Consider the following 26,152-nt stretch of genomic DNA (forward strand, 5'->3'; position numbering starts at 1 on the left):
TCACCCTTGCGTCGCTGCTGCGGCCGCCAGGGCCTTGGTGCGCGCGTCCTCGGTCGCTTCAACCGTTTCGGCCGGGATGTAGTAGTCGCGCTTGTAGTTGAAGGTGTGGAAGATGGCGTAGGCGATCAGCGCCGCGAAGCTCGCGGCCGCCAGCCACCAGATGTACCAGATCAGCGCGAAGCCCACGATCAGCGACAGCGCCGACAGGATGAACCCCGCTCCGGTGTTGGACGGCATGTGGATCGGCTTGAAGCCTGCGGTCGGACGCTCATAGCCGCGCGCCTTCATGTCCCACCAGGCGTCGCCGTCGTGGATGATCGGCGTCTTGGCGAAGTTGTAGTCCGGCGGCGGCGACGAGGTGGCCCACTCCAGGGTCCGGCCGTGCCAGGGGTCGCCCGTCTCGTCGCGCAGCTTGTCGCGGTTGATGATGCTGACAGCGAACTGGATCAGCATGGCCAGGATGCCGACGGCGATGATCGCCACGCCCACGGCGGCGATGATGAACCAGATCTGATAGGCCGGGTCGTCGAAGACCCGCATCCGCCGCGTCACGCCCATGAAGCCCAGGACGTACAGCGGCATGAAGGCCATCCAGAAGCCGACCACCCAGCACCAGAAGCTGACCAGGCCCCACTTCTTCTCCAACTTGAAGCCGAAGGCCTTGGGCCACCAGTAGTTGATGGCGGCGAACAGGCCAAACAGCACCCCGCCGATGATGACGTTGTGGAAGTGGGCGATCAGGAACAGGGAGTTGTGCAGCACGAAGTCCGCCGGCGGCACCGCCAGCATGACGCCCGTCATCCCGCCGATCACGAAGGTCAGCATGAAGGCGACCGTCCACATCATCGGCAACTCGAAGCGGATGCGGCCGCGATACATGGTGAACAGCCAGTTGAACAGCTTGGCCCCTGTCGGGATCGAGATGATCATCGTCGTGATCCCGAAGAAGGAGTTCACGGATGCGCCCGAGCCCATGGTGAAGAAGTGGTGCAGCCACACCAGGTAGGACAGGATGGTGATCACCACCGTCGCATAGACCATCGACGTGTAGCCGAAGAGCTTCTTGCCCGAGAAGGTCGAGGTGACTTCGGAGAAGACGCCGAACAGCGGCAGGATCAGGATGTAGACCTCGGGGTGGCCCCAGATCCAGATCAGGTTCACGTACATCATCGGGTTGCCGCCGAAGTCGTTCGTGAAGAAGTTGGTGCCGATGTAACGGTCCGCCGACAGCAGGACCAGCGTCGCCGTCAGGATCGGGAAGGACGCCACGATCAGAACGTTGGCGCACAGCGAGGTCCAGGTGAAGACCGGCATCTTCATCAGGCCCATGCCCGGCGCGCGCATCTTCACGATGGTCGCGATCAGGTTGATGCCGGATAGGGTCGTCCCCACCCCCGCGATCTGCAGCGCCCATATGTAATAATCGACGCCGACGCCGGGGCTGTAGCCAATGCCCGACAGCGGCGGATAGGCCAGCCAGCCGGTGCGCGCAAACTCGCCGATGAACAGCGAGGCCATGACCAGCACGGCCCCCATCGTCGTCATCCAGAAGCTGAAGTTGTTCAGGAAGGGGAAGGAGACGTCGCGCGCCCCGATCTGCAACGGCACCAGATAATTCATCAGGCCGGTGATCATGGGCATGGCCACAAAGAAGATCATGATCACGCCGTGGGCGGTGAAGATCTGGTCATAGTGGTGCGCGTTCAGATAGCCCTCGGACCCGCCGAAGGCCATGGCCTGCTGGATCCGCATCATGATGGCGTCAGCAAAGCCGCGCAGGAACATGACCAGACCCAGGATCATGTACATGATCCCGATCTTCTTGTGGTCCACGGTCGTGAACCACTCCTTCCAGAGATAGCCCCACAGCTTATAGCGGGTGATCAGGGCCAGCATCCCCAGACCGCCGATGACGACGACGGCGAAGGTGGCGACCAGAATGGGCTCGTGGAACGGAAGCGAGTCCCAGTTCAACCGGCCCAGAAGCGGCGATGTGGTTTGTTCGACAGTCATGATCGTTCAGGCGCTCAGGATTGCGACGCGGCGGGCGCGGACGCCGTGGAAGGCGCGGAGAAGAGGGAGGCGAAACGCTCGCCCGGCTCGGATCGGCCGGGGCGTTCCAGCCCCTGCCCCATGACCCGGTTCAGCGGGGTGTCGCGGGCGACGTCCTCGCCGAAGGCCTGACGACGACGGGCGGCGTCGACGGCGGCGGCCTCGGCCTCCAGCGGGGTGCACAGCGTCATCACATAGGACTCGCCCCCGCCGAACACCGCGTCGCCGCGACGGGCGTATTTGTCATAGACCAGCGGCAGGGTGTTCTTGACCGCCGCCAGGCCCAGCCCGCCCTTGCGGTCGATGTCCATCATCTCGCCCATGCACATCTTGCCCGGCTCGACGCACATGTTGACCACGGCGTCGAACAGACGCGGATCAACCGAGCCGTAGTGGATGACCGGCACCTTTTCGCTGGGCTTTTCCAGCTCCAGATAGGTCTCGCGGTCCAGACCCTGATCGGCGGCGCGCACGCCCGCGACCCACTGGTCGAACCCGGCCTGATCCATGCCCCGGAAGGCGAAACGCATGTTCGAGAAGCCGTCGCCGGAATAGTTGGCCGAGAAGCCGACGTATTCGCCCGGGCGGTTGATGACGGCGTGCAGCTTCGTCTCCATGCCCGGCATGGCGTAGATCTGGCCGGCCAGCGCCGGGATGTAGAAGGAGTTCATTACCCCGGTCGCGGTGATGTGGAAACGGATCGGCCGGTCGACCGGCGCGACCAGCTCATTCACCGAGGCGATGCCGTATTCGGGGTAGATGAACAGCCATTTCCAGTCCATGGCCACCACCTCGACCTGCAGCGGGCGGTGATCCTCGGACACGGCCTGTCCCTCGGCGATACGGTCCAGCGGACGATAGGGGTCCAGCAGGTGGGTGCCCGCCCAGGTGATGGCGCCCAGGCAGATGATGATCAGCAGCGGCGCCGCCCAGATCACCAGTTCCAGATGGGTCGAGTGGTCCCAGTCCGGCTCGTAGCGCGCCTCCCGGTTCGATTCCCGATACTTCCAGGCGAAGAAGACGATCATCGCCATCACCGGAATGACGATGATCAGCATCAGCGCCACCGACCAGACCAGCAGATCGCGCTGCTGGGCGGCGATGTCTCCGGCGGGCGCCAGGACCACGGCCTCGCAGCCGGGCAGCAGGGCCAGAAGGGGCAACAGCAACAGGGGGCGCAGTCGGCGCACGGCGGCTCCAGTCGAGGTTCGAGGCAAGGGCACGGTCATCTTGCAGGCCCCGTAACCCCGCCCCCGAACAGGCGACATTGGACAATCTGCCCTATCCCCTGTTCCGACCATCGGGAGCAAAGGGGCTGTTTCAACATTCTATTGTCGCGGGCGCGCGTGCGCCCCGGTTCCTGGAGCCTCATCGGTCATGAACGCAGCCAGCGGCGCGCCTTCTTCAGAGCCCCTCGAGCGGGACGCCAGCCGGATCAACGCGCGAGACGGCAAAATCGACGCGGGCGAAATCGCCATCGGCGTCATCATCGGCCGGACGTCGGAATTCTTCGACTTCTTCGTCTACGCCATCGCCTCGGTCGTGGTGTTTCCGCAGCTGGTCTTCCCCTATGCGGGGCCGCTGGGCGGGACGCTGTTGTCCTTCGCCGTCTTCGCCGTGGCCTTCATCGCCCGGCCGTTCGGCACCGCCCTGTTCATCGCCGTCGACCGACGCTTCGGGCGCGGGACCAAGCTGACCATCGCCCTGTTCCTGCTAGGCCTGTCGACGGTCTGCTTGGGCTTCTTGCCGGGACACGCGCAGGTCGGTCACTGGTCGGCCGCCATGCTGATCGCGCTGCGGATCGGTCAGGGCGTGGCCCTGGGCGGCGCCTGGGACGGCATGGCCTCGCTTCTGGCCGTCGCCGCGCCCGAGAAGCGCCGCGGCTGGTACGCCATGGTGCCGCAACTGGGCGCGCCCTTCGGCCTGATCGTGGCCAGCGCCCTGTTCGCCTATTTCCTCAGCAAGCTGTCAGCCGCCGACTTCATGGACTGGGGCTGGCGCTATCCCTTCTTCGTGGCCTTCGCCATCAACGTGGTGGCCCTGTTCGCGCGCCTGCGCATCGTAGTGACGCCCGCCTTCCAGGCCGCCTTCAAGACGCTGGAGCTGCACCCCACGCCCGTGACCAAGGCCGTGCGAGAAGAAGGCGGAGGCATCGTCATCGGCGCCTTCGCCCCCCTGGCCAGCTTCGCCATGTTCCACATGGTGACGGTGTTCCCGCTGTCGTGGGTCTTCCTCTACACGGACGAGGCGCCCAGCCGCTTCCTGATGATCGAACTGATCGGCGCCGTCTTCGGTCTGATCGCCATCATGGCCTCGGGTTGGCTGGCCGACCGCTACGGCCGACGCGCCCTGCTGGCCGTCACGGCGGCGGGCATCGCCGCCTTCTCGGGCTTCGCGCCCCAGCTTCTGGACGGCGGCCCGGCGGGCGAGCTGACCTATATGATCCTGGGCTTCATCCTGCTGGGCCTGTCGTTCGGTCAAGCGTCCGGCTCGATCGCCTCCAGCTTCAGCCTGACCAACCGCTACACGGCCTCGGCCCTGACCTCGGATCTAGCCTGGCTGTTCGGCGCGGGCTTCGCCCCGCTGGCGGCCTTGGCGCTGTCGGGCAAGTTCGGCCTGGTGGCGGGTGGCGCCTATCTGCTGTCGGGCGCCATCTGCACCCTGCTGGCGCTATGGCTGAACCGCGAACTGGCCAAGGGCCGCGCGGGCGCCAAGGCGTAGGGCTTTCTCTAAGGCCCAAGATCAAGGGGCGCGGCCATCCGGTCGCGCCCCTTTTCAATTCCCCCTTCCCCTCGATGGGGGAAGGGCCGGGGATGGGGGTGCAGACGCGACGCTGACGAATGAAGCGCGAGAGACGCCGCGTCTCCGCAACCTTCTTGCAAAACCGCCTGCCGACACCCCCACCCAACCCTCCCCCATCGAGGGGGAGGGCTTCAGGGGTAGCGCCTCAGCCCTGCGCCTTGGCCTTGCGGCGCCAGTGGGTCAGCAGGTGTTCGGTGTAGCCGTTCGGCTGTTCGCTGCCCTTGAACACCAGATCGCAGGCCGCCTGCCACGCCGGGCCGTCATAGGCCGGCGCCAGCGGGCGATAGGCCGGATCCCCAGCGTTCTGACGATCCACCACGACGGCCATGCGCTTCAGCGCCTCCATGACCTCGTCCTCGGTCGTGACGCCGTGGCGCAGCCAGTTGGCCAGATGCTGGCTGGAGATGCGCAGCGTCGCCCGATCCTCCATCAGGCCCACGTCGTGGATGTCCGGCACCTTGGAGCAGCCGACGCCCTGATCCACCCAGCGCACGACATAGCCGAGGATGCCCTGCGCATTGTTGTCCAGCTCCTGCCGGATCTCGTCGGCGCCCGGCGCCTCCGTCGCGAACGGCGGGGTCAGCAGGGGCGTCAGTCCGGTCGGCGCGCGCGTCGCGATCTCGGCCTGACGCGCCCAGACGTCGACCTCGTGATAGTGCAGGGCGTGCAGGGTCGCCGCCGTAGGCGAGGGAACCCAGGCCGTCGAGGCGCCCGCGCGCGGATGGCCCGCCTTGGCCGCCAGCATGTCGCCCATGCGGTCCGGCGCCGCCCACATCCCCTTGCCTATCTGCGCCCGGCCCGACAGGCCCGCCTTCAGGCCGATATCGACGTTGCGGTCCTCATAGGCCTTGATCCAGCCCGTCTCGCGCACCGCCTCCTTGCGGACGACGGGGCCGCCCTCCATCACCGTGTGGATCTCGTCGCCCGTGCGGTCCAGGAAGCCGGTGTTGATGAAGACCACCCTGCCCTTCGCCGCCGCGATACAGTTCATCAGGTTGACGCTGGTGCGACGCTCCTCGTCCATAATGCCCATCTTCAACGTCAGGGCGGGCAGGCCCAGCATGGCCTCGACCGCCCCGAACAGTTCGTCGGTGAAGGCCACCTCGTCCGAACCGTGCATCTTGGGCCGCACGACATAGACCGAGCCCGCCGGACTGTTGCGCGCCTCGGCCGGACGGCGCAGGTCGTGCAGGCCGATCAGGCCGGTCATGGCGATGTCCAGCAGATGCTCGGGCGTCTCGCGCCCATGGGCGTCCAGTACGGCGTCGGTGGTCAGGTGCAGGCCGACGTTGCGCACCAGCATCAGGCTGCGCCCCTTCAAGGCCAACCGCGACCCATCCGGCGTCGTATAGAGGCGGTCGGGGTTCAAACGCCGCTCGACGGTGCGCCCGTCCTTCTCGAAATCGGCCTGGAGATCGCCGCGCATCAGGCCCAGCCAGTTGGCGTAGACCAGCCGCTTGTCCGCCGCATCGACGGCGGCGACGCTGTCCTCGGCATCGGCGATGGCGGACAGGGCCGCCTCGACCAGCACGTCGGCGACGCCTGCCGGATCGCTCTCGCCGATGCGGTGCGCGCGATCGATGACGATCTCCAGATGCAGGCCGTTGTGACGTAGCAGAACGCCCGACGGCGCATCAGCCGCTCCGGAATGGCCCGCGAACACATCGGCGCCCGCCAGCCCCGTCTCCAGCCCGCCGTCCAGCGTCACGATCAGCCGCCCATGCTCGACTCGATATGCCGTCGCCTGAGCGTGCGATCCGGTCGCCAGCGGCGCCGCCTGATCCAGAACGGCGCGAGCGCGGGCGATGACCTTGGCGCCGCGTTCGGCGTCATAGCCGCCCGCCTTCGGCGCCTCGCCCAGCGCATCCGTGCCGTAGAGGGCGTCATACAGGCTGCCCCAGCGGGCATTGGCGGCGTTCAGCAGGTAGCGGGCGTTGGTCAGGGGCACGACCAGTTGCGGCCCGGCCAGGGTCGCGATCTCAGGATCGACGTTCGCCGTCTCGGCCCGCACGCCGTCGCGTTCAGGCTCGATGTAGCCGATCTCGCGCAGATAGGCCTGATAGGCGTCTTGATCCGGCTGACCCGGATAAGCGCGGTGCCAATCATCCAGCTTGTTCTGCAGCTGGTCGCGACGCTCCAGCAGGTCACGGTTGCGGCGGCCGAAGCGGGCCAGCAGCCCCTCGACCCCGGCCCAGAAGCCTGCGGCGCTCACGCCCGTATCCGGCGTCGCCTGATCGCGCACGAACGCGTCCAGCTCTGCGGCGACCTTCAGGCTGCCGTGGCGGACATAGGCGTCGGCGGGGGTCTTGGGGGCGTCGAACATGGCGGTCTCCTTCATCGCCCAGACTAGTCGCGTCCTGCCGCGCTATCCACGGCGAAGAAAGACGCCTATCTTTGCGTAATCCACAAAGATGAGACCCCGCCATGCTGGCCGAGTATGAAATCTTCGTCCGTGCGCTGGAGGAAGGCAGCCTGTCCGCCGCCGCGCGGCGGCTGGACCTGTCGCCCGCCGTGGCCTCGCGCAGGCTGGCGCGGCTGGAGGACCGGCTGGGGGTGCGGCTGATCGAGCGCACCTCGCGTCGTCTGGCCCCGACCGAGGCCGGGCGGCTGGTCTATGACCGCGCGGCGCAGCTGCTGGAAGGGGTTGAGGATCTGGAGGCCGTGGTGTCGCGCCGTACGACCCAGGCGCGCGGCCTTCTGCGCGTCTCGGCGCCGACCTCGTTCGGACGGCGACGGCTGGCGCCCCTGCTCCAGCCGTTCCTGGCGGCCCAGCCCCGCCTGACGCTGGAGCTGAACCTGAGCGACGCCTTCGTCGACCTGATGGCCGAGGACGTGGACGTGGCGGTGCGGATCGGCGGCTATGAGGCGGAGAACCCGCTGATGCATCGCCTGGCGCCGAACCGGCGGGTGCTGTGCGCCTCGCCCGCATATCTGGCCGAGCACGGCGCGCCGGACAGTCTGGACGACCTGCGCCGCCACGCCCAGCTGGCGGCCGAGAACCAGTCGACCTGGAGGCTGGAAGGCCCCGAAGGCCCCGTCGTCTTCCGCGCCCGCAGCCGGGTGCGGACCAACTCAAGCGAAGTGGCGCGCGAACTGGCGCTGGCGGGCGGCGGGGTGGCCCTGCGCTCGACCTGGGACGTCGGCGACGAACTGCGCGACGGGCGGCTGAAGGTGGTGCTGCCGCAGTATGCCGGATCGTCGGACGTGGCGATCTTCGCCCTGACGGCAGGCCGGGCGCGGGCCGAAACCCGCGTCCGCGCCTTCATCGACTTCCTGTCCGGCCTCTATGGCGAGACGCCGGAGTGGGATCGATAGTCCTTCTCCCACAAGGGGAGAAGGACTGCGCATTATTTCATCCAGCGATCCAGCCAGGACGACATCTCATACAGGGTGTGGCCGACCGATTCCCGCGCGCGATAGCCGTGATCCTCCTTGGGCAGGACGACATAGCGCGCCGTCGCCCCATTGCCCTTCAGCGCGGCGTAGAAGCGTTCCGTCTGGATCGGGAAGGTGCCGGAGTTAGCATCCGCCTCGCCGTGGATCAGCAGGATCGGCTCATTCACCTTGTTGGCGTAGGTGAAGGGCGACATGGCGTTATAGGTCTCGGTCGCCTCCCAGTATGACCGCTGCTCGGCCTGGAAGCCGAAAGGCGTCAGGGTGCGGTTATAGGCGCCCGAGCGCGCGATGCCCGTCTTGAACAGGTCGGTATGCGCCAAGAGGTTCGCCGTCATGAACGCGCCGTAGCTGTGCCCCCCGACGGCGATCCGCTCCCGTTCCGCCACGCCAAGCGCCACCACGGCGTCGACCGCCGCCTTGGCGCTGGCCGACAGCTGCTCGATGTAGGTGTCGTTCGGCTCGGCCCCGTCGCGGCCGATGATCGGCATCGTCGGGTTGTCGAGAATGGCGTAGCCCTGGGTCAGCAGGAACAGGTGGCTCGATCCCGACGGCCGCACGAAGCGGTTGTCGGTGTCCACGACCTGACCGGCCACGGCGGCGTCGGTGAACTCAGCCGGATAGGCCCACATCAGCAGCGGCAGCGGGCCGTCGCGATCCTTGTCGTAACCGGCGGGGAGATACAGCGTCCCCGACAGCTCCACCCCATCGTCGCGGGTGTAGGTGATCAGTTGGCGCGTGGCCCCGGCCAGTTGCGGCGCCGGATCGGGGAAGTTCGTCAGTTGGGTGACTCCGCCGTCCAGGTCGCGCACGCGCAGGTTGGCCGGATCGGTGCGGCTTTCGCGATAGGTGACCAGCTTGCGGCCCCCTTCGTCCAGCACTCCCACGACGCTTTCATACTCGCCCTGGGCCGAGCGCCAGACGCGCTCCGTCTCGCCCGTATTCAAGTCCATCAGGTCGAGGAAGGGATAGGCGCCCTCGCGCGTCGCCCCGTCGCCCTCGACGAAGACCTTTGAGCCGTCGGCGTTGAAGCGCATGACCGAACGGCCGCGCGCGTTCGGCTCGGTCACGACCGAGCCGGGATCGTTGTAGCGATCCTGATAGTTGCGATCGACCAGGACGCGGCCCGCGCCGGGGTTCGATGGATCGACCAGGGTGCGCGTCTCGTGCCGGGTGTTGAACCAGCGGCTGTTGACGATGGCGGCGTCGTCCCGGCCCCACGTCGTTCCGGCGTAGCGTTCCTTCAGGTCGGCCAGGGTCTGCACCCGGTCGTTGAAGGGCGCGCGCAGCATGAAGACGCGGTCGCGCACCTCGGCGGCGTTGCGCGGATCGCCGCCGTCCTGAGCCTCGGCCCAGACCAGGGTGGCGTCGGCGTCGGCCCGCCACTGGACCGCGCGCGGACCCGGCGCCACGGCGTCGAACGGCGTCGGCACGTTATCGCGCAGCGGCAGATCGGCCACGCGGTGCACCTGACGCCCGTTCATGTCGGTGACGATGACGTCCGAGGGGAACAGGCTGGCCGGCACGACGTAGGAATAGGGCTTCTTGACCCGGGTCTGCAGGATGTAGCGCCCGTCGGGCGAGGTCGAGACGCCCAGGATGACGCCCGGCTGGCCCACCGAGCGCGCGCGGCCGTTCAGCGACACCACGGTCGGCTGGCTGGCGAAGTAGTAGTCGAACAGGGCCTCGTCACCCACGTTGGACAGCAGATCCTGATAGGTCCGCACCGGGGCGGCGCGGCCGCCCGTCTCGGTGATGATCGGACCTTCGGGCGGATGGTCGACGTTGGGCGCCAGGCCGCGCCCGGCCGGAACCGCCAGAACCAGCAGGCCCGAGGAGTCCGACAGCCAGGAGAAGCCCGACCCCGCCGCCGCATTGACCATCGGCCCGTTCAGCTTGCGCGCCTTGGCCTGGGCGACATCGGCCGTCCAAAGCTCCAGCCCGTTGGGCGCATTGACCAGGAAGGCCACGGCCTGGCCGTTCGGCGCCCAGCTGACGTTGGTCAGGCGCGCATTGGCGGGCAGGCCCGTCACCGGGCGCGCAGGCCCGCCGTCGACCGCCTGGAAGCTGAGCCCCGTCAACCAGGAGACGCGGCTGTTGGCCGGGCCGTTGTTCTTGGGATTGATGCGATAGCCCGCCAGCCGCAGCATCGGCTCGGCCAGTTCGGCGATGGCCGGCAGGTTGGAGCGGTCGGTCAGCAGCAGGGTCTTGCGATCCGGGCTGACGCTGACGCCCGGATTGGGCTTGGCGTCCAGGATCTGGGCGATCGGCGCCGGCGGCTGCTGATAGGTCGGCGCGGCGTCCTGGACGACCGCTGCGACCGGCAGGGCCAGGGCTGGAACGGCGGCGGCGAGCACTAGGGCGGGCAAGGCGGCCCGCAGCAGACGATGGCGCATGGATTTTCCCCACTGAGACGAGTCTTATGTGGCGCTAGGTGTGAGACCCCTGCGGTCCAGGGTCAACCGTCAGGCTTGTCACGCCATGCCTTCCCCTGCGTTGCGCTTGCCGCTTGCTCCGCTTCCCGGCCCGCTTTAAGGACGGAGGAGACCACGATATTCATCAGTTGGTGAAAAAGGGAGTCCGATGGGCAAGATTTACGCTGACGTGAAGTCCGCGCTGGAGGGGCTGACATTCGACGGCATGACCGTCATGTCCGGCGGCTTCGGCCTGTGCGGCATTCCCGAGAATCTGATCGCGGGTCTGCGCGACACGGGCGTCAAGGGTCTGACCGTCATCTCCAACAACGCGGGCGTCGACGGCTTCGGCCTGGGCCAGTTGCTGGAGACGCGCCAGATCGCCAAGATGATCTCGTCCTACGTCGGCGAGAACAAGGAGTTTGAGCGCCAGTACCTGGCCGGCGAGCTGCAGCTTGAGTTCAACCCCCAGGGCACCCTGGCCGAGCGCATCCGTGCGGGCGGCGCGGGCATCCCGGCCTTCTTCACCGCCACCGGCGTCGGCACCCTGGTCGCCGAGGGCAAGGAAGTGCGCGACTTCGACGGCCGCAAATACGTCATGGAGACGGGGCTGGTCGCCGACCTGGCCATCGTCAAAGCGTGGAAGGCCGACGAGCGCGGCAATCTGGTGTTCCGCAAGACGGCCCGCAACTTCAACCCGATGATGGCCACCGCCGGAAAGGTGACGGTCGTCGAGGTGGAAGAGATCGTCCCCGTCGGCTCGATCGACCCCGACCACATTCACACGCCGGGCGTCTATGTCGACCGCCTGATCCAGACCGTGTCCGAGAAGCGCATCGAACAGCGCACTGTCCGCAAGCGGGAGGCTTGATCCAAATGGCACGTACTCGCGAACAACTGGCCGAACGCGCTGCTAAGGAGCTGCAGGACGGCTTCTATGTGAACCTGGGCATCGGCATTCCGACGCTGGTGGCCAACTACATCCCCGAAGGCATGACCGTCACGCTGCAGAGCGAGAACGGAATGCTGGGCATGGGCCCCTTCCCCTATGAGGGCGAGGAAGACCCCGATTTGATCAACGCGGGCAAGCAGACGATCACCGAGATCGCCGAGAGTAGCTATTTCTCTTCGGCAGACAGCTTCGCCATGATCCGCGGCGGCCACATCAACCTGTCGATCCTCGGCGCCATGGAAGTGGCCCAGAACGGCGACATCGCCAACTGGATGATCCCCGGCAAGCTGGTGAAGGGCATGGGCGGGGCCATGGACCTGGTCGCCGGCGTCAAGCGCGTGGTCGTGGTCATGGAGCACGCCAACAAACACGGCCAGTCCAAGGTGCTGAAGGCCTGCACCCTGCCGCTGACCGGCACGGGCGTGGTCAGCCGCATCATCACCGATCTGGCGACCTTCGACGTCAAGCCGGACGGTTCGGGGCTGGAGCTGATCGAACTGGCCGAGGGCGTGACCCTGGATGAGGTCGCGGCCAAGACCGAGGCCGACTACACGGTGGCGGCGGGCGTGGGCTGAACCGCCCTCGCCCCTCTGTAAAAAAACACAAACCCCGGTGACCGCGAGGCCGCCGGGGTTTTTCATGTCTTCCTTCTCCCCCTGTGGGAGAAGGAATTTAGTCCCGCATCGCCTGAAAGCCCTGCTGATCCGTCCAGAGGACGATCTGACGGCTGGTCTCGGCCGTGGCGCGGTCAAAGGCGGCGACGATGGCCGACTGACGGTTCACGCCTGCGTTCTCGCTGACCGTGATGCGGTCCTCGGCCACGATCGAACGATCGCCCGGCCGGACCAGACGCAGCAGCACGACGATGGTCGCATCCGGTACGGCGCCCGGCGCAGCGTAGGACGCCTCGAACCGGCGCACGTCCACGCTCAGCAACAGGCCGTCGCGCGTCAGCGGACCGCTGCTCAGCACGGTGCACGTCCCGCCGTCCAGGAAGGCGTTGCGCAGGGCTTCCTCAAACAGAGTCTCGGCCGGAGACACCCAGCGCGCGCCCTTGATATAGGCCGCCTCGGTCCCCGTCACAGCCAGGATGCGGTCGCCGCGCGCCGCTTCGGGAAAGTCCACCCGGCGCATGGAGACATGGACATCCGGGCAGGCCGAGGTCGCACCCGTTCCGGCATAGGCCGAGGCGCCCCCGAAACGATACAGCTGAACCGGGTCCGGCGACGACAGCAAAGCGCAGCCAGACAGGGCGACCGACGCCCCCGCAATCATCAGTGTGGAACGGATCACGGCTGCACCTCGATTTCCTTGGACGGCGCCTTGGCGATGAACTCACGCGGACTGTCGCGCACGTTGTCAATGAGCGACTGCAGCGAGCGGGTCGCCCGATCCAGTTGGCGAATAGTGTCGTTCAACTGCGGCACGGTCTGCGTGCCGAATTCGCCCAATGGCCCTTCCAGTCCGGTCGCAGAACGGTTGATCGAGGCGATGGCGGCCTGCGCCTCGCGCGTCGCCTGGTTGATGTTGGCGATGGCCTGCTTGCCGTCGGTGTCGACCATCTGGCGCGCGCTGGCGCCCAGGGCCTGATACTCGCCGACAGCGGCGTTGGCCTTGGTGATGGTCTCTTCCAACTGCTGGAACATGCCCTTGCGGGCCTCCAGTTCGGCGGTCAGGGCCTCGACGTTCTTCACGCTGGTCGAGAAGCTGCGGATGTTGTCGTCCGACATCACGCGGTTGATGCGGTTCAAGGCGTCCACCGTCTGGGCCAGCACCGTGCCCGATCCGCTCAACAATTCGGCGATGGGGCTGGGCTGGCTCTGGATCACCGGCACGACGTTGTCCGGATACTGGTCCTTCAGCAGCGGGCTGTCCGGGGCGCCGGCGGTGATCTGGATGTAGTTCAGGCCGGTGATGCCCTGCGGCTCCAACTGGGCGCGCGAGGTCACGCGCACCGGCGTCGTGCCGTTCAACCGCACGCGGGCGATGACCTGATCGCCCTTCTTCGGATCCAGATTCAGGTTGGTCACCTCGCCGACGCGGATGCCGTTGAAGTGGACCTCTCCCCCCTCCGACAGGCCGCGCACCGGGCCGTAGAAGACGATGTCGTAGACGTCGAAATCCTTGTTGAACTGCAGCCGCGCCAACCAGATGGTGAACACCGCCAGCGCCAGCAGAAGGGCGACTGTGGCGATGCCGACGGCGGCGTAATGAGCGTCTCTTTCCATCGTTTCGCGTCCTCCTCAGGCCGCGCTCTTATGGGCGGCGCGTCCGCGCGGCCCCAGGAAGTATTCCTTGATCCAGGGGTGGTTCGAGCGTTCCAGCTCGGCGACCGGCGCCTTAGCCACCACATGCTTGTCCGCCAGCACGGCCACCTGGTCGCAGATGGCGTAAAGGCTGTCGAGGTCGTGGGTGATCATGAAGACTGTCAGCCCCAGATCCTCCGACAACTGGCGGATCAGATCGTCGAACGCCGCCGCCCCGATCGGGTCCAGCCCGGCCGTCGGCTCGTCCAGAAAGACCAGTTCGGGGTCAAGAGCCAGGGCGCGGGCCAGGCCGACGCGCTTGCGCATCCCGCCCGACAGCTCGGCCGGCTTCAGATAGAGGGCCTCGGGCTTGAGACCCACCATGGCCACCTTCATCTCGGCCAACTCCCGGATGGTCGTCCTCGACAGATCAGTGTGCTCGACCAGGGGCGAGGCCACATTATCCAGCACCGTCAGCGACGAGAACAGCGCCCCCTGCTGAAACAGCACGCCGGTGCGACGCTCGACGGCGGCCGCTTCCTCCTTGGTCATGGCGCTGCGGTCCTGCCCGAACAGGCTAACCTCGCCGCCTTCCGGCTCCTTCAGGCCGATGATGGAGTTCAGCAGCACGGTCTTGCCGGTGCCCGACCCGCCGACGACGCCCAGCACCTCGCCGCGCATCACGTCCAGATCCAGATCCTGATGGATCACCCGCTCGCCGAACTGGCTGAGCAGGCCCCGCACCTGGATGACGGCCTCGCGGTCGTCCGGTTTGCGCGTCTCAGCCGTCATATTTTCAGCTCGATGAAGATCAGGGCGAAGACGGCGTCCAGCAGGATGATGGCGAAGATCGCCTGCACCACCGCCGCCGTCACCCGGCGCCCCAGGCTTTCGACGTCGCCCGCCACCGACATGCCCTGGCGGCAACCGATGGCCGCGACCACCAGAGCGAAGACCGGCGCCTTGATCAGACCGACCATCATGTGGGTCGGCATATAGCCGTCCTCGACCAGCCGCTGGAAGAAGAAGGCCGGCCCCAGGTTCAACTGGCTCCATGACACCAGGACGCCGCCCAGCAGCCCCCCCACCATGCCCAGGAAGGTCAGCAGCGGCAGCATGACCAGCAGCGCCGCCAGACGCGGGATCACCAGGGCCTGAAAGGGATCGACGCCCATCACTCGCATGGCGTCCACCTCCTGCGTCATGCGCATCGAGCCGATCTCGGCGGCGAAGGACGAGGCTGAACGGCCCGCCAGCAGCACGGCGGTGATGACCACGGCGAACTCACGGAAGACGGCGACGCCGATCAGTTGCACCGTGAAGACCCCCGCCCCGAACTGGGTCAGCAGGTCCACGCCGATGAAGGCCACCACGGCGCCGATGAAGAAGTTTGTCACCACCACGATCGGAATGGCGTCCAGGCCGGTGCGTTCCGCCTGGCTGAACCAGGCGGCCCAGCGGATGCGGCCGGGGTGCTTCAGCGTGGTCAGCACCGCCGCCATCAAACGGCCCAGGAAGGCCAGGGACAGCATGGCCTCAGCGCCGAAATCATAGACCCCGCGCCCGACCTTGGCGAAGCCGCGCGTCATGGGGGCCGAGCGGCGCGGCGGCTCGGCCGTCATGCAGTCCAGCTTGGCCACCATGCGATACAGACGCCCGGCTTCGGGTCGCGTCGACCAGGCGGATTCCGGGATAGGCCGGCTCATGGCCTGGGCCACGGCCAGGGCGCCGGCGGTATCGAAACGGCCCAGGTCGTCCAGGTCCAGCGCGGTCACGGATCGACCGTCCAGCTCGGCCTTCAGCCGATCACCCATCCGACCGACGGCGACGGTCGACCAGTCGCCGGCCAACCGCAAGCGCGTCTGTCCATCCTGGCTTTCATCAATCTGGAAGTCCGCCCGATTCATGAATCCGACACTGACACAGGCCCGCCCGCACGCATACGCCGCTTAAAGCTCTGCTTTTCGCATTGTGTCAACGACCGATGACTCCCGATCTCTTCCGGCGCTGCTCGACACACGCCAAGGCCCGCCCGTCACGGCGCAGCTTTCAGAACGTCGACCAGCTATTTTCGTTCAGCGGGCCGCGCCGAACGCAACCTCGGGAAACGACCTAGCGCAGATAGTCCAGCAGGGAGACCTGGCGAAGCTGGCTGACCACCTGAGCCGAGGCCTGCAGGGAGATCTGCGCCAGCTCCAGTTCGGTGACGGCTTCGGCCATGTTGGCGTCGGTCTTGCCGGACAGGATGGTGTCGATCGAAATCTTGCGCGCCTCCTGGGATTCCAGCAGGCGGTCGACGCGGTTCTGCATCCCGCCGTTGGCGGCCTGCAGCTCCACCATCCCCTTCGCCGCCGCCTCGAAGCGGCCCATCTGAGTGGTCAGAAAGGTCTTCTGAGCGTCCGTCATCTTGCCGTCCAGCGGCGTCGTCTGATGCTCCAGCTGGATGTCGCGGAAGATGGCGAACAGCTCCGATCCCATGGCGTCGGCCAGGAAGCCCGTGTCCATCGAGACGTTCTCGTCCAGCCAGGACGACTGCTTCAGCTGGTCGTTGTGGAAGGCCGCGCTCTCATCGGGCAAGGCCGCCAGCTTGGCCATCATGCTGGCTCCAGGCTGACCGGGAATGTCGGGCAGGTCCACCGGCGCGCGATCAGTGACCCCGCCGCCGAACAGATACTTACCCTGATGCTTCATGTTCAGCCCGTCCTGAGCCTCCATGAACAGACTGTTCAGCGTCCCCATCAGGGTGTCCATCCGCCCGGCGGCGATGGCGTCGGCGATGGCCTGACGCGCCGCCGTCGAGGCGTCTGCGACCCGATCCATCGCCAGATCCTGGGTCTCCAGCCGAGCCGTGACGGTCTTGTTGGTGTCGATGAAGGTCTGGATGCGGGTCTGGCTCGTCATCAGCGCGCTGACCGTCTCGGAGCCTCGACCGAAACCGACCAGGTCCGTGGCGTTCTTCTTGGTGTTCACCTTCTGCTGGGCGTCAGCCATGCGCGACTGGGCCGACATCAGGTCAAGCAGGGCCGACTGATAGTTTCCGTAGGTCGAAACGCGGGTCATCGCACCATTCCCAGCAGGATGTCGTACATGTCCTTGGCCGCCTGAACCATGCGGGCCGAGGCGTTAAAGGCTTGCTGATAGGTGGTCATCAGCACCAGTTCCTCGTCCAGGTTGACCCCTTCGACCGAGACGCGGCGCGCCGTCGCCTCCTTGGCCAGGGCCGTGGCGCTGACGGCGTTGTTCTTGGCCATGGCGGCCCGGCTGCCGATCTCGCCCGACAGTTCGGATGCATAGCGCGCCAGCGACATGGAGCCGCCCGCCGCCCCGCCCGCCGCCGAAAAGGAAGCGGCGTTCTCGCCCGCGCTGGCCAGCAGGCGCGCGCCGCGCGCGTCGTTCTTGCTGACCACGGCCGCGCCGACCCCGCCCGTCGCGTCGGCCTTGGCGAAGGCCATCAAGGATGGGTCGCGGGCGACGTCGGCCCGGACCGAGAAGGCGTCGGCCCGCGAGGCGCGCGCGCCGCCCAGACCGAACAACTCGCTCATCGACACGTTCGAGGGAACCTGGGTGGTGCGGTCCTGAAGCACCGACAGGTTCGCGCCCGAGCCAGGTCGCGGCGTGAACGTCATTTCGCCCGTCGAGCTGAGGCTGAACGTCCCCATCCGCCCCGCGCCCGTCATCGGATCGTTCAGCGCCGCCAGCAGGCTGGTCATGTCGCCGCCCGCGGGCACCGCCACCTCGATGTCGCGCAGCTTGGCGCCCGCCGCGTCGCTGAAGCGGAAGGTGATGGTCTCGCCGGGCGTGAAGCCGTGCTGCGACGCCCCCGTCATGCCCGTTTCATAGATCGCCGGCTGCGCGCTGGTGATCAGGTCGTTCAGGCCGAAGAAGTGCGAAAAGCCTCGCCCGCCCTTGTTCGAGGGCGCGGCCGGATCATCGACCACCACCACGCCCGTGCCGGGCGCGCCTTCTATCTTCAGACGCCCGTCGACGAAGCTGGCGCTGCCATTGGCCCCCAGCTGGGCGTTCAGGTCGGCCAGGAAGGTCGCCGGATTCAGCGTCGCCAGGTCCAAATCGATCTTCTGCAGGGCCACGCCCTGATCATTGGTGATGACGATGGAGGTGCGGCCGGTGAAGCCCTGCAGGGCGGTCTCCAGCGACTGCCCGATGTTACGGCCCGTCAGGCTGTTGGGCGGCGGCGCGGCGGATGAGGCGTTGTGCGCCCGGTTCAGTTCGTCGGCCAGACGCGACATCAGTTCGGCCAGACGCTCGGCCGTCGCCGGCGCCTCGCCGTCGCGCAACTCCAGCAGCCCCTTGATCTCGCCCGAGCCCAAGCCTTCAGCCAGGGAGCGCGCCTTTCCGGCGGGGGGCTCGATGACCATGACCTCGTTGAACACCGTCTCGGCCGAGACGGCGCCGGCGCGCACATAGTCCAGCTTGGCCGCCCCCTGCCCCGCCAGCAGGATGCCGGCGCCGGTGCGGATCTCGACCCCGCCGACCGCACGGCCGGTGATGCGAACGTCCATCAGGCCCGACAGTTGGTCGATCAGAGCCGCCTGGGCCGTCTGCGCGCCCGAGGAGTCCGCATTGACCACCGTGGCCTTGGCGATCTCGACGTTCAGCTTCTCGATCTGCTCCAGCAGGCTGTTGGCCGTCTCGACCGCACTCTTGATGCGGGCGTCGGCGTCTTCGCGCACCGACTGAATCTGGCTGTTGATGCGGGCGGCTTCATCGAACAGGGCCTGCGTCTTCCAGATGGCGTCCTGGCGAGCGGGGCCGGAGGTGGCGTTCTCGGCCGAAGCGGCGAAGGCGGCGAAGACGCTGTCGATCTGCGAAAAGAAGCCGCTGTTGGAGCCCGGATCGCCGAACATCGACTGGATGCGGTCGTAGAGCTCATAGCGCACCGTCTGACGGCCGGCGTCGGCGCTGGCGTTCAGACTGGCGGCCTGCAGGAAGCGGTCGGTGGCCAGACGGATGCGGGCGATCTCCACCCCCGCGCCGACGCCCTGACTGGCCCAGGACTGCTGGTCGGCGATCTTGCGGACATAGCCGGGCGTGTTGACGTTGGAGACATTGTCCGAGACCACCCGCAGCTGCGTCTGGGCCGCGTTCATGCCCGAGGTGGCGATGTTCATGATCGAGTTGAGGGACATCAGACGTCTCCCACGCCGGGGCGCACGGGACGGCCGCTCGGCAAGCCTTGCAGGCAAGCGAGCAAATCTTGCCCGGCGAATTGAGCAGGTCTTCTGACCATCTCTTTGATTTTCCTAGACATCGGCGTTCAGCCCCTGTGCATTCGTCAGCAAGAGAGGCAAGCGACGGGCCAAGTCGAACGGCGCCGCCCGCGCCCGGCAAAAAGCGACAAGCGCGGCAAGAAGCGCCCGGCGTCACGTCGCTGAAACGGCGACCGAAACTCATCAATACCATTATATTTCAGTATATTAAGCTCGAAACCTACGCTTGGCCCAAGGCTTGCGGAGGCCCTGCCGAATGACCCAGGCGCAGCAGGCGCCGCCCCTCACCGACCGAAAGCGCCTGCCGCCCGCATGTCCGCCGTCAGCCTCATGTCCGTCCTGACGCCCGCCGCCCCCGGCGGCGCGAGCGTCAACGCCTCCGTCGAGGCGGCGACGGACAGCGCCGTCTTCGCGGACCTGATGCTGAAGGAAGAGGCGCAGGCCGCGCCGCCCGTCGTCTCGGTCGTCCCGGTCGCCCAAGCGTCCGAAACCACCGCGCCGATCGAGGCCGCTCCGGTCGAGCCCGCAAAGGACGACATCGCCGTCGCTCCGGCTCCGCCCGCCTGGTTCACGCCGCCCCCGCCGGTGCAACAGGCTGCGGCGCCGACAGCCCCTGCCGATCCGACGGCGCCGACGACCGAAACGACTCCTGTTGTCGCCGCCGCGCCGTCTCCCGCTCCGTCGGCCGTTTCTGAGGCTGTAGAGGCGGCTCCCATCGCCCCGACCACCGAACCTGCGGTCGCCGCCACCGCCACCGCCGCCACGGCTGCGCCCGTCTCAGCCGCGCCGCCCCCCCCTGCAACCATATCCGCCGCCCTCAAGGCGGCGCTCCCCGCCGTCTTTGCAGAGCCGGATGCGGCGCCGGAACCTCCGTCAACCGAGAGCGACGAGCCGTCGGACGCGCCGCCGCCGTCGCGCCCTGGAGCGGCCCTTCCTGCACAGGACGCCGCCCTGCTGGGCGTGACCGGCTTCCGGTCGGGCGCGGGCGAACGGCTGGCCTCGGCGCGAGAAGCGATACAGGCAGCAGCCACATCGACAGGCAACGCCGAAGCGACCGCCAACCGACCCGCCCAGGCCGATGCTTCCATTGATGCTGCAACGTCAGCGCCCGCCGCCCGCCCGGCCGTTGCGCCCGCCTTGGCCGAAACGCCTGCGGCGGCGACCGTCGCCGCGCCCCCGGTCGACGGCGAAGCCCCGGCCGCGCCGCAACAAGGCGCCGTCGAAGCCCCCTCTCAGGCGCCCGGCGCTCAACGCGATCTGGGCCTGTCCCAGCTGTCGCGCGCCACAGTCGAGACCACGGCCCAGATCGCCGCCCAGATCGTCAAGAAGCTGGACGGCCGCTCGACCCGCTTCAACATGGCCCTGACGCCCGAAGGCCTGGGCCGCGTCGACGTCAGTCTGGAGATCGAGTCTGACGGCCAGGTCACGGCCCGCCTGGCCTTCGACAATCCGGCGGCGGCGGCCGACCTGCGCGCCCGCGCCGACGAACTGCGCCGTCAGCTTCTGGACGCGGGGCTGCAGCTGTCGCGTGACGACCTGGAGTTCGCCGAGCGCGAACCTTCGTCCGGCTTCAGCGGCGGCGCGTTCGAGCGGCAGCCCGACCGCCGCGCCTTCTCCGGCGCCGCCCGCCTGGCCGCCGAGGCCGATTCCGTCGTTCCGCCGCCCAGCGCCTGGACGTCCCTTTCCCTGACGCCTGACCGCGTCGATCTGAAGGTCTGATCGATGGTTGACGCCGTCTCTTCCAACAACGCCGCGGGCCGGGTGAACGCCGGGGGTCAGATGCTGGCCTCCAACTTCCAGACCTTCCTGTCGCTGCTGACCACGCAGTTGAAGAACCAGGATCCGCTGTCGCCGGTGGATTCCAACGAGTTCACCGCCCAGTTGACCCAGATGGCGGGCGTCGAGCAGCAGTTGCTGACCAACGACCTGCTGACCGGCCTGCTGAAGGCCCAGCAGGGCGACGGCCTGACCGGCGCGGCGCAGTATATCGGCAAGGACGCCACCGCCGTCTGGGCCGCGACCCGCTTCGAGGACGGCGAGGCCAACTGGAGCTATGAGCTGGCCGCCGACGCGACCGACGCCACGCTTCAGGTGCTGGACGCCTCGGGCAAGGTGGTCTGGAGCGGCCCGGCCCCCGAAAAGACCAACGGCATGCATGACTTCAAGTGGGACGGAAAGACCACCGGAGGCGGCCAGGTCGACGACGGCGGCGTCTATACGCTGAAGGTCGTCGCCAAGGACGGCGCGGGCAAGGCCGTCGACAGCCAGGTGCTGATCCGCGGCCGTGTGACCGGCGTCGAGATGTACGACAACACGCCCTTCGTCATCATCGGCAACTCGATCATGCCGGTGTCCAGCCTGATCGCGCTGGAAGAACAGAAGGCCGCCGCCAAACCCGAGGACGACGCCGGCGCGGCCAGCGCTCTCGCCTCGAAACTCAACCCCTTCAATCTTCTCTCGTAAGGAATCCCAGACATGAGCATCAACGGCGCCATGATGGCCGGCGTGTCCGGTCTGACCGCCAACGCCGCGGCCCTTTCGACGATCTCGCAGAACATCGCCAACGTGAACACGGTCGGCTACAAGCGGGCGTCGACCGAGTTCGCGACCGTGGTCAACGCCCAGACGGCGGGCGTGAACTATTCCGCCGGCGGCGTTCAGGCCGCCGCCCGCCACTTCATCAGCCAGGCGGGCCAGCTTCAGCGCACGACCAACGGCACCGACCTGGCCATCGCCGGCCAGGGCTTCTTCGTCGTCACCGAAAAGTCCGAAAACCTGACCCTGTCGGACGCGCGCCTGTTCACGCGCGCCGGGGCGTTCAAGATCGACGACCTGGGCTATCTGCAGAACACCTCGGGCCTGTATCTGCAGGGCTGGCCGGTCGACGCCGACGGCGTGGTCAACAGCGATCCGTCCGACATGAGCCGCCTGCGCACCATCAACGTCGGCTCCGTCGGCGGCGCGGCCGAGCCGACCACCCGCGTCGGCCTGAACGCCAACCTGAAGTCCAGCCAGCCGGTCAATGAGGCCGCCCAGACCCCGCCCCCGACCGGCGTCACGGCCTATGACCCGACCACCCACTCCATGTCGATGTACGCCAACGACCCGGCGACGGGCGTGAAGCCCGACTTCGAGATCACCATTCCGGTGTCGGACTCCAAGGGCGGCCAACGCAACATCACCGTCTCCTTCCTGAAGAGCAGCGTCGCCAACGAATGGCACGCCGAAATCCGCGCCCCCGAGGGCACGGTGACCAACACAGACGGCTTGCTGAAGTCCGGCCGCATCGCCTTCACCCAGGACGGGCGTCTGGACGTGGCCAAGATGCAGGGCTGGACCGCGGGCACCGGCCTGTTCGACGACCCCACCAACGCCAGCCTGTCGCTGGGCTCGTCGGACGGCGCGACGGCGGGCGCTGACGGCGCCTGGGCCGCCGACCTGGGCATCGCGGCCCAGACCATCGCCTTCGACCTGAACGCCTCGGCGGGCGGCCTGACGCAGTACGACAGCACCTCCATCGTCCAGGCCACCTATACGAACGGCACCGCCTTCGGAAACCTGACCGAGGTGAAGATCGACGAGGCGGGCTTCGTCACCGCCATCTTCGACAACGGCGTCATGCGCAAGATCGCCCAGGTCGCCCTAGCCACCTTCCCCAGCGCCGACAGCCTGACCGAGGTGTCGGGCAACGCCTTCCGTGTCAGCCAGAACTCCGGCACCTTCAACCTGAAGGCCCCCGGCACCGGCGGCGCGGGCCTGCTGGGCGCCCAGCAGTTGGAAGCCTCGACCGTCGACCTGTCGACCGAGTTCACCGGCCTGATCACCACCCAGCGCGCCTATTCGGCCTCGTCCAAGATCATCACCACCGCCGACGAGATGCTGGCGGAGCTGATCAACATCAAGCGCTGATCGGCCAACAGGACTCCATGATCAAGGTCTCGTTAGACTCGATGAATCCTTCCTTTAGCCGGCGCAGAACGCGCCGGACCGGCCGGATGCGTCTTAGCCATTCCTTCACCACGACGCTTAAAAGCCTTTTAGCGGGCGGGGGCCTAGCCTGCGCGTCTATGGTGGTGGTGAGAGAGGCTTAAGCCCATGCTGCAAGAGCGACGCCTTAACAGTAACGGCGAACAGTACGTGGTCGGCCCGACGGGTACGCCCCTGACCCTGCGGGATCTTCCGCCCTCGGACACGAACCGCTGGGTCATCCGCCGCAAGGCCGAGGTCGTGGCCGCCGTGCGCGGCGGGCTGATCAGCCTGGAGGACGCCCTGGAGAAGTACCGTCTGACGGCCGAGGAGTTCATGGCCTGGCAGAAGGCCATCGACAAATGGGGCATGCAGGGTCTGCGCACCACGCGCATCCAGAGCTACCGCGACTAGGCTTTTCGCCTGAACGCATGATCACGGCCGCTCCAGAACGGGGCGGTCTTTTTCATTGGACGCGCCTTCGTTTCGAGCCAGGCCTCGAAATCGCGCGCATCAGGGCCTAAATGGCGGCGATGACCATGGACGCCCTGACCGACGACATCCTCTGCCCCGTTCCCGACATCGCCCCCATGTCGCAAGCCGACCTGGACGCCGCGATCGAGAGCGTGCGACAGGCCGTCGGCCTGCCGCAGGGCGCGCGCGTGGTCGCCGCCATGTCCGGCGGAGTGGATTCCACCGTCGTCGCCGCCCTGCTGCACAAGGCGGGCTATGACGTCGTCGGCGTGACGCTCCAGCTCTATGACCACGGCGAGGCGCTGAAGAAGAAGGGCGCCTGTTGCGCGGGTCAGGACATCCACGACGCCCGTCTGGCCGCCGACCTGATCGGCATTCCGCACTACGTCCTCGACTATGAAAACCGCTTCAAGGACGCGGTGATCGACCAGTTCGCGGATTCCTATCTGAAGGGCCAGACGCCGGTCCCCTGCATCCGCTGCAATCAGACGGTGAAGTTCCGCGACCTGCTGGACGTCGCGCGCGATCTGGGCGCCGAAGCCATGGCCACCGGCCACTACGTCCGCCGCGCGACGCACGGCAACCGCTCGCAGATGCGCAAGGCGGTCGATCACTCGCGCGACCAGTCCTACTTCCTGTTCGCCACGACGCAGGATCAGCTCGACTATCTGCGCTTCCCGCTCGCCGATCTGGAAAAGCCGCAGGTGCGGGGCGTCGCCGCGTCGCTGGGCCTGCGCATCGCCGCCAAGCCGGACAGCCAGGACATCTGTTTCGTGCCGACCGGCGACTATCGCACCCTGATCGACCGCCTGCGGCCACAGGGGCGTGGGGCCGGCGACATCGTCCACATGGACGGCCGGGTGCTGGGCCGCCATTCGGGCATCACCGACTACACCATCGGCCAGCGCCGGGGGCTGAACGTCGCCGTAGGCGAGCCTTTGTTCGTGGTCAAGCTGGACCCCGACCATCGCCGCGTCATCGTCGGCCCGCGCGAAGCCCTGCTGACCGCCCGCCTGACGCTGGAGGAAACCAACTGGCTGGGCGATCAGGCCACGATCGAGGAAGCCGCCCGCGACGGCGCTCCGGTCCTGGCCCGCGTCCGCTCGACCCGCCAGCCCTCCCTCGCCCGCCTCGCTTTCATCGATGACGCCGTTCAGGTGGTCTTCGATCAGGGCGAGGAAGGCGTCGCACCCGGTCAGGCCTGCGTCCTTTACGACCCGGCCGACGACGAACGGGTCCTGGGCGGCGGCTTCATCCAGTCGACCGAAGCCGTGGCGGTCTAACCCCCATCGTCACCCTCGGGGGCTGTCCCGAGGACCCAGCGCGGCGACACGTTTTTCGTTGAATTTGCAAGCCACGCGGACAGCCGCTCAGGTCACGCACACGTCCGCCATGGGCCCTCGGGACAAGCCCGAGGGTGACGGTTCCGATGGGCCGCGTAGACCCGCAGGCAGTTGCCGTCCGGGTCGCGCGCCACGAAGCCGTGGCCGCCGTCCATGTCCGTCGGCGGCAGGACGATGCGCGCGCCCCGGTCCCACCAGTCGATGTGCAGTTCATCCACCACGCCGGGCGCCTCCATGCGCAGGTCCGCCTGGGTTCCGCCTCGACCGCGCCACAGGCTGAGTCTCCGCCCCGGCGCCAGCAGGAAAACGGCATGGTCCGGCCCCGCCTCGACCGGTCGTCGGCCCAGCAGCCCGGCGTAGAAACGCGCGCTGGCGTCCGGATCGGCCACGTTCAGCACAATGTCGTCGCTCATGGTCAAGGTCCCTCCGCCTGAACAGAAAGAGAACTTAGCCGGACCTGCCGCCAGTTTCTGTCAGCATCATCGCAGCGGCCCCTGACGCTCGCAGGCCTCGTGCCAGCGCTTCAGCAGCACGGCCTTTCGCGTGGGATAGCGGGTCTCCAGCACCTCGGCCCCGACGATGCGGTCGGTGCGGAAGCTGCGGAAATCGCCGCGCAGTTCGCACCACCCGATCAGCAGCCGCACCCGGTCGAAGAAGGCCAGGGCGAAGGGCCAGACGACCCGGTCTGACGCCGTCCCCGCCTCGTCGCGATAGTTCATCCTCAGCTTGCGCTCGATGCGGATCGCCTTGCGCAAATGGGCCGGATCGACCGCATCGGCGGGGATCGGCGCGCCCGGTCCGATAAACAGGGCCGAGGCCTCCATCTCGTCGCGCAGATCCGGCGGCAGCACCGCCGCGATCCGCGCCTGGGCGCTCAAGGCCGCATCGCGCAATCGCGCATCCGCCCGCTCGGCCACCCAGCGCGATCCCAGGGCCAGGGCCTCGATCTCTTCCGGCGTAAACATCAGCGGCGGCAGCAGATAACCGGGCTTCAGCACATAGCCCACGCCCGGCTCGCCCTCGATCGTCGCGCCCTGCGCCTGCAGGCTGGCGATATCGCGATAAAGGGTGCGCAGGGAGACGCCGGTCTCCTCCGCCAGCGCGCGGCCGCTGACCGGCCGACGATGCCGCCGCAGGGTGTTCAGCAGATCGAGAAGGCGTTCGGACCGGGACACATCGGGAGCGTAGCAGAATTGCTGCCAGAAAACGGCAACATCGAAGACGCCTTTGCATTAGGGCCGCCACGCACGACGTAACGACGCTCACTTAATTTTCGACAGAC

At 67.5% G+C, this 26,152-nt stretch carries 21 protein-coding genes; 9 read left to right on the plus strand and 12 right to left on the minus strand.

Features of this window, described 5'->3' with window-relative positions:
* A complete protein-coding gene (cyoB, locus tag B3D50_RS06375) occupies positions 1–2,013 on the minus strand; it encodes a cytochrome o ubiquinol oxidase subunit I (RefSeq protein ID WP_286950221.1) in 2,013 nt (670 codons plus the stop codon).
* Positions 2,014–2,027: 14 nt separating this feature from the next.
* The gene (cyoA, locus tag B3D50_RS06380) at positions 2,028–3,242 is read right to left on the minus strand and encodes a ubiquinol oxidase subunit II (protein WP_286950223.1); all 1,215 of its coding nucleotides are present in this window, start codon (positions 3,240–3,242) and stop codon (positions 2,028–2,030) included.
* 187 nt (positions 3,243–3,429) lie between these two features.
* On the opposite strand from cyoA, the gene B3D50_RS06385 reads away from it, so the two are divergent.
* Entirely contained in the window at positions 3,430–4,773 is a 1,344-nt protein-coding gene (locus tag B3D50_RS06385; RefSeq protein WP_286950225.1) for an MFS transporter, read from the plus strand.
* A gap of 226 nt (positions 4,774–4,999) precedes the next feature.
* Here B3D50_RS06385 and B3D50_RS06390 read toward each other — a convergent pair whose 3' ends face one another.
* Positions 5,000–7,177, minus strand: coding sequence for a malate synthase G (locus B3D50_RS06390; protein WP_286950226.1), 2,178 nt, complete (start codon positions 7,175–7,177; stop codon positions 5,000–5,002).
* Between the two features lie 101 nt (positions 7,178–7,278).
* On the opposite strand from B3D50_RS06390, the gene B3D50_RS06395 reads away from it, so the two are divergent.
* Positions 7,279–8,169 (plus strand): LysR family transcriptional regulator, encoded by an 891-nt coding sequence (locus tag B3D50_RS06395; RefSeq protein ID WP_286950228.1) that lies wholly within the window; start codon positions 7,279–7,281, stop codon positions 8,167–8,169.
* Between the two features lie 32 nt (positions 8,170–8,201).
* Here B3D50_RS06395 and B3D50_RS06400 read toward each other — a convergent pair whose 3' ends face one another.
* Positions 8,202–10,643, minus strand: coding sequence for a S9 family peptidase (locus B3D50_RS06400; protein ID WP_286950230.1), 2,442 nt, complete (start codon positions 10,641–10,643; stop codon positions 8,202–8,204).
* 187 nt (positions 10,644–10,830) lie between these two features.
* Between B3D50_RS06400 and B3D50_RS06405 the strand changes: the two genes are divergently transcribed.
* A complete protein-coding gene (locus B3D50_RS06405; RefSeq protein ID WP_076223858.1) occupies positions 10,831–11,532 on the plus strand; it encodes a CoA transferase subunit A in 702 nt (233 codons plus the stop codon).
* Positions 11,533–11,537: 5 nt separating this feature from the next.
* Positions 11,538–12,188, plus strand: a complete 651-nt coding sequence (locus B3D50_RS06410) for a 3-oxoacid CoA-transferase subunit B (protein ID WP_286950231.1) — start codon at positions 11,538–11,540, stop codon at positions 12,186–12,188.
* Between the two features lie 97 nt (positions 12,189–12,285).
* On the opposite strand, the gene B3D50_RS06415 is transcribed toward B3D50_RS06410, so the two are convergent.
* The 6 genes from B3D50_RS06415 to flgK all read right to left on the minus strand — a co-directional run bounded on the left by B3D50_RS06415 (position 12,286) and on the right by flgK (position 19,006).
* Positions 12,286–12,906, minus strand: coding sequence for an ABC-type transport auxiliary lipoprotein family protein (locus tag B3D50_RS06415; RefSeq protein ID WP_286950233.1), 621 nt, complete (start codon positions 12,904–12,906; stop codon positions 12,286–12,288).
* The gene (locus B3D50_RS06420; protein ID WP_003165649.1) at positions 12,903–13,841 is read right to left on the minus strand and encodes an MlaD family protein; all 939 of its coding nucleotides are present in this window, start codon (positions 13,839–13,841) and stop codon (positions 12,903–12,905) included. The genes B3D50_RS06415 and B3D50_RS06420 overlap by 4 nt, the downstream gene beginning before the upstream one ends.
* A gap of 15 nt (positions 13,842–13,856) precedes the next feature.
* Positions 13,857–14,651 (minus strand): ABC transporter ATP-binding protein, encoded by a 795-nt coding sequence (locus B3D50_RS06425; protein WP_286950235.1) that lies wholly within the window; start codon positions 14,649–14,651, stop codon positions 13,857–13,859.
* The gene (locus B3D50_RS06430; RefSeq protein ID WP_286950237.1) at positions 14,648–15,766 is read right to left on the minus strand and encodes an ABC transporter permease; all 1,119 of its coding nucleotides are present in this window, start codon (positions 15,764–15,766) and stop codon (positions 14,648–14,650) included. Before B3D50_RS06430 ends, B3D50_RS06425 begins: the two co-directional genes overlap by 4 nt.
* 205 nt (positions 15,767–15,971) lie before the next feature.
* Positions 15,972–16,919: a flagellin gene (locus B3D50_RS06435; protein ID WP_046653370.1), complete on the minus strand. Its 948-nt coding sequence runs from the start codon at positions 16,917–16,919 to the stop codon at positions 15,972–15,974.
* Positions 16,916–19,006, minus strand: coding sequence for a flagellar hook-associated protein FlgK (gene flgK, locus B3D50_RS06440; protein ID WP_286950238.1), 2,091 nt, complete (start codon positions 19,004–19,006; stop codon positions 16,916–16,918). The genes B3D50_RS06435 and flgK overlap by 4 nt, the downstream gene beginning before the upstream one ends.
* A 393-nt stretch (positions 19,007–19,399) precedes the next feature.
* Here flgK and B3D50_RS06445 point away from each other — a divergent pair, with 393 nt between their 5' ends.
* From B3D50_RS06445 to mnmA, 5 genes are all read left to right on the plus strand, one after another.
* Entirely contained in the window at positions 19,400–20,806 is a 1,407-nt protein-coding gene (locus tag B3D50_RS06445; RefSeq protein ID WP_286950239.1) for a flagellar hook-length control protein FliK, read from the plus strand.
* Between the two features lie 3 nt (positions 20,807–20,809).
* Entirely contained in the window at positions 20,810–21,550 is a 741-nt protein-coding gene (locus tag B3D50_RS06450; protein ID WP_003165656.1) for a flagellar hook assembly protein FlgD, read from the plus strand.
* 12 nt (positions 21,551–21,562) lie between these two features.
* Complete coding sequence (gene flgE, locus B3D50_RS06455) at positions 21,563–22,996, plus strand: flagellar hook protein FlgE (protein WP_286950242.1); 1,434 nt, start codon at positions 21,563–21,565, stop codon at positions 22,994–22,996.
* A 186-nt stretch (positions 22,997–23,182) separates the two neighbouring features.
* The gene (locus B3D50_RS06460) at positions 23,183–23,467 is read left to right on the plus strand and encodes a DUF1153 domain-containing protein (protein WP_024353268.1); all 285 of its coding nucleotides are present in this window, start codon (positions 23,183–23,185) and stop codon (positions 23,465–23,467) included.
* Positions 23,468–23,577: 110 nt separating this feature from the next.
* Positions 23,578–24,810 carry a tRNA 2-thiouridine(34) synthase MnmA gene (mnmA, locus tag B3D50_RS06465; protein WP_286950243.1) on the plus strand — a complete coding sequence of 411 codons (1,233 nt, stop codon included), beginning with the start codon at positions 23,578–23,580 and terminating at the stop codon, positions 24,808–24,810.
* 92 nt (positions 24,811–24,902) lie between these two features.
* Here mnmA and B3D50_RS06470 read toward each other — a convergent pair whose 3' ends face one another.
* Together B3D50_RS06470 and B3D50_RS06475 are read right to left on the minus strand one after the other, a co-directional pair.
* Positions 24,903–25,283, minus strand: a complete 381-nt coding sequence (locus B3D50_RS06470) for a VOC family protein (protein ID WP_286950244.1) — start codon at positions 25,281–25,283, stop codon at positions 24,903–24,905.
* A gap of 66 nt (positions 25,284–25,349) precedes the next feature.
* On the minus strand, positions 25,350–26,045 hold the full coding sequence (locus B3D50_RS06475) for a helix-turn-helix transcriptional regulator (protein WP_286950245.1): 696 nt from the start codon (positions 26,043–26,045) through the stop codon (positions 25,350–25,352).
* Between the last annotated feature and the right edge of the window lie 107 nt (positions 26,046–26,152).

Origin of the sequence: Brevundimonas sp. UBA7507 (assembly GCF_002478355.1) — a bacterium.
Classification (GTDB): domain Bacteria; phylum Pseudomonadota; class Alphaproteobacteria; order Caulobacterales; family Caulobacteraceae; genus Brevundimonas; species Brevundimonas diminuta_D.

Excerpts from the sequence above, each read along its gene's own strand:
- cyoB (WP_286950221.1), bottom strand. The coding sequence starts at position 2,013 with ATGACTGTCGAACAAACCACATCGCCGCTTCTGGGCCGGTTGAACTGG.
- B3D50_RS06385 (WP_286950225.1), top strand. The coding sequence starts at position 3,430 with ATGAACGCAGCCAGCGGCGCGCCTTCTTCAGAGCCCCTCGAGCGGGAC.
- B3D50_RS06390 (WP_286950226.1), bottom strand. The coding sequence starts at position 7,177 with ATGTTCGACGCCCCCAAGACCCCCGCCGACGCCTATGTCCGCCACGGC.
- B3D50_RS06395 (WP_286950228.1), top strand. The coding sequence starts at position 7,279 with ATGCTGGCCGAGTATGAAATCTTCGTCCGTGCGCTGGAGGAAGGCAGC.
- B3D50_RS06400 (WP_286950230.1), bottom strand. The coding sequence starts at position 10,643 with ATGCGCCATCGTCTGCTGCGGGCCGCCTTGCCCGCCCTAGTGCTCGCC.
- B3D50_RS06405 (WP_076223858.1), top strand. The coding sequence starts at position 10,831 with ATGGGCAAGATTTACGCTGACGTGAAGTCCGCGCTGGAGGGGCTGACA.
- B3D50_RS06410 (WP_286950231.1), top strand. The coding sequence starts at position 11,538 with ATGGCACGTACTCGCGAACAACTGGCCGAACGCGCTGCTAAGGAGCTG.
- B3D50_RS06420 (WP_003165649.1), bottom strand. The coding sequence starts at position 13,841 with ATGGAAAGAGACGCTCATTACGCCGCCGTCGGCATCGCCACAGTCGCC.
- B3D50_RS06425 (WP_286950235.1), bottom strand. The coding sequence starts at position 14,651 with ATGACGGCTGAGACGCGCAAACCGGACGACCGCGAGGCCGTCATCCAG.
- B3D50_RS06430 (WP_286950237.1), bottom strand. The coding sequence starts at position 15,766 with ATGAATCGGGCGGACTTCCAGATTGATGAAAGCCAGGATGGACAGACG.
- B3D50_RS06435 (WP_046653370.1), bottom strand. The coding sequence starts at position 16,919 with ATGACCCGCGTTTCGACCTACGGAAACTATCAGTCGGCCCTGCTTGAC.
- flgK (WP_286950238.1), bottom strand. The coding sequence starts at position 19,006 with ATGTCCCTCAACTCGATCATGAACATCGCCACCTCGGGCATGAACGCG.
- B3D50_RS06445 (WP_286950239.1), top strand. The coding sequence starts at position 19,400 with ATGTCCGCCGTCAGCCTCATGTCCGTCCTGACGCCCGCCGCCCCCGGC.
- B3D50_RS06450 (WP_003165656.1), top strand. The coding sequence starts at position 20,810 with ATGGTTGACGCCGTCTCTTCCAACAACGCCGCGGGCCGGGTGAACGCC.
- flgE (WP_286950242.1), top strand. The coding sequence starts at position 21,563 with ATGAGCATCAACGGCGCCATGATGGCCGGCGTGTCCGGTCTGACCGCC.
- B3D50_RS06460 (WP_024353268.1), top strand. The coding sequence starts at position 23,183 with ATGCTGCAAGAGCGACGCCTTAACAGTAACGGCGAACAGTACGTGGTC.
- mnmA (WP_286950243.1), top strand. The coding sequence starts at position 23,578 with ATGGCGGCGATGACCATGGACGCCCTGACCGACGACATCCTCTGCCCC.
- B3D50_RS06470 (WP_286950244.1), bottom strand. The coding sequence starts at position 25,283 with ATGAGCGACGACATTGTGCTGAACGTGGCCGATCCGGACGCCAGCGCG.